This window comes from Spongiibacter pelagi (genome assembly GCF_014705705.1).
Lineage (GTDB): Bacteria > Pseudomonadota > Gammaproteobacteria > Pseudomonadales > Spongiibacteraceae > Spongiibacter > Spongiibacter pelagi.
This window is the reverse complement of sequence record NZ_JACXLD010000033.1, coordinates 1-3,226: the sequence shown is the minus strand read 5'-3', so window position 1 is coordinate 3,226 and position 3,226 is coordinate 1. Positions and strand designations below refer to the sequence as shown.

Annotated in this window: 2 protein-coding genes; both read right to left on the bottom strand. The window is 51.7% G+C overall.

What is annotated here, in order from left to right; all coding sequences use genetic code 11:
* On the bottom strand, positions 1-2,754 hold a 2,754-nt coding region (locus IB286_RS15225; protein ID WP_190767005.1), incomplete at its 3' end, for an efflux RND transporter permease subunit.
* A gap of 12 nt (positions 2,755-2,766) precedes the next feature.
* A partial coding sequence (locus IB286_RS15220; RefSeq protein WP_398285343.1) for an efflux RND transporter periplasmic adaptor subunit occupies positions 2,767-3,226 on the bottom strand: 460 nt, incomplete at its 5' end.

The following is a 3,226-nucleotide window of genomic DNA, read 5'->3' as shown; positions in this document are numbered from 1 at the left end:
ATACAACGACAACACACCGCCGGTGAGCGCCAACGGCACACCACTGAAAATAATCAGCGCATCCTTAAAGGATGAAAATGCCATCACCAATATTCCAAGAATCACCAGGAGCGTGAGCGGCACAACGATGGATAATCGCTGGCTGGCTGATTCCAATTGTTCGAAAGTGCCCCCGTAATCCAGCCAATAGCCGGGGGGAATATCGGCTTTCTCACGAATCGATTCTTGAACTTCTTTGACGAAGCTACCTAGGTCTCGACCTCGTACATTCGCTGTAACCACGATCCGGCGTTTACCGTTTTCACGACTGATTTGCGCTGGCGCCGGTGAAATATCCAGGGTCGCGACTTCTTCCAGTGGTACGTAATCGCCATTTTTAAGTGGCACCGGCAGAAATTTCAGTTGGTCAATATCGCGGCGAGTCGTTTCGGGTAATCGTACAACCAGCTCAAAACGGCGGTCGCCCTCATAAATAATGCCGGCCGATTCACCGCCGATGGCTGCGGACACCCAGTCTTGCAATTCAGCTACGTTTAGTCCGTAACGCCCCAAAGCTGTGCGATTTGGAATGACGGAAAGTGTGGGCAAGCCTGTGACTTGTTCGACACGGGCATCGGCTGCGCCGTCGATGGCATTCACTACTTTGAGGACATCATTCGCCGTCAGAACCAGTTGATCCAGATCATCACCAAATATCTTTATCCCCAAATCGGCACGTACCCCTGAAATCAATTCGTTAAAACGCATCTGAATCGGCTGGGTAAACTCATAGTTGTTGCCAGGCAACTCCTCAAGTGCACGCTCCATCTCTTCAACGAGTTCGGCTTTGGTCTTGGACGAATCCGGCCACTCGCTTCGTGGCTTGAGGATGACAAAGTTGTCCGCAACATTGGGTGGCATAGGATCGGTTGCGACTTCCGCCGTACCAATACGCGCAAAAACCTTGTCCACTTCTGGAAAAGCGGCAATTCGCTGCTCCAGTATTTCCTGCATTTCCACGGCTTGCTCTAACCCTGTACCTGGAATGCGCATGGCGTGCAGCGCAATATCGCCTTCGTTAAGTTGCGGAATAAATTCCGAACCCAACGTAGAGGCAAGCCACAAGCAAAACACCACCAGCACCGACGCAAAACCCACCACGGCGTAGCGAAACCTGAGTGCAAGCTTCAACAGCGGTTGATAGGCGGATTTTGCCTTGGTAATCACCACACTTTCTTTCTCGCTGATTTTTCCGTTCATGAACACAGCGACAGCGGCCGGCACAACGGTGAGTGATAGCACCATCGCCGAGAGTAAAGCCATGACGACTGTGGCGGCCATCGGGTGGAACATTTTTCCTTCCACGCCCGTCAAGGTGAAGATTGGAATGTAGACGATGGTGATAATGGCCACACCGAACAAACTCGGACGAATCACTTCCGACGTTGCGTCGAATACGGTATTCAATCGTTCACGTAAATCCTGCTGCCCGTTTTTATGTTGATGCTCCGCCAGCCGACGAACACAATTTTCAACGATAATCACCGCTCCATCGACAATCAAACCAAAATCCAGGGCGCCGAGGCTCATTAAATTTGCGGAGACACCGGTTTTCACCATGCCGCTGATGGTCATCAACATGGATAAAGGAATCACGGCTGCCGTGATCAGTGCCGCGCGGAAGTTGCCCAGCAAAAGAAACAGTACAACGATCACCAACAGCGCGCCTTCCAACAAATTCTTGGAAACAGTGGCAATGGCTTTGTCCACCAATGCAGTGCGATCGTAGACGGCTTCGGCAATCACACCGTCTGGCAAAGAGGCCTGAATATCCTCCAACTTGGCAGCCACATCCTGGGCCACGGTCCGTGAATTGGCGCCGATTAGCATCATGGCGGTGCCCAACACGGTTTCCACCCCATCCCGTGTCGCGGCGCCGGTGCGCAGTTCTTTGCCAATGCCTATGTCCGCGACATCCTTTACCTTGATCGGAACAGAGTCGTGTTCAGCGATGATGACATTGCCAATGTCCTCAATCGTGCCAAGCTGCCCGGGTGAGCGCACCAGCAGTTGTTGACCGTTGCGCTCAATGTAGCCTGCACCACGATTGTCATTATTCGCTTGCAGCGCTAGCACCACATCTTCGACACTGACTTGGTAGACCAGTAATTTTGCGGGGTCTGGCATGACGTGGTATTGCTTGTTGTAACCGCCAATACTGTTGACCTCGATCACACCTTTTACTTGCGCAAGCTGGGGTTTGATAATCCAGTCCTGGATTTCGCGCAAGGCCGTAGCTGTATAGGGTTCGCCATTGGCCATGCGCGCATCCGCTTTCGCCTGTACCGTGTACATAAAAATTTCACCCAAGCCGGTCGAGATGGGGCCCATCTCCGGTTCAAGTCCGGGCGGTAAAACACTTTTAATCGCGCCCAGCCTGGTGTTAATCAGGTTGCGCGCAAAATAAATGTCGGTACCTTCTTCAAATACCACGGTGACCTGAGACAAGCCATAGCGTGACAAGGAGCGCGTGTAAGACAGGTTAGGCAAACCAGCGAGTGCGGTTTCTACCGGATAGGTAATGCGTTGCTCCGACTCTAGGGGAGAGTATCCGGGAGCTGCAGTATTGATTTGCACCTGGACGTTAGTGATGTCGGGTACGGCATCAATGGGAAGCTTTTGATAACTCCATACACCTAAACCGACAATGACAAAAATAAAACATAAAATCAGTAAGCGCCGCTCTATCGCAAGGCGCAAAATAGAATCAATCATAGTGCGCCTCGATCAGTGTTCGTGTTCAGCTTCGGATTTTTCGATATCGGCTTTAATCAGGTAACTGTTTTGGCTGACATAATCGCTGCCCGCTTCAAGCCCCTCAACGACCTCATAAAAATGGTCATCACTGCGGCCCAATACCAGCGGCGTAAACCGATATTCCTCGCCTTGTTTCACAAACACGCCCTGGCGGCCGCCCAATGTTTGTACGGCATCTTTCGCTACGGCCAAAGCCACTGAAAAACGACCCACTTCAATACGGGCTTCCGTCATCAAGCCGGGTGACAAGGATTCCTTATCATTAGCGAGTTTCACACGCGCCAGCTGATACGGTGATTCTATCGAAGGCAAAATATGATCTACAGTTGATGCCACACTGCCTGAGCCAGTTAATAGGTGGACGGCCTGACCTTCGCTGACCGAAGATTGCTGTGCGGGATACACACGCAATTCCGCCCATACCGTGTCA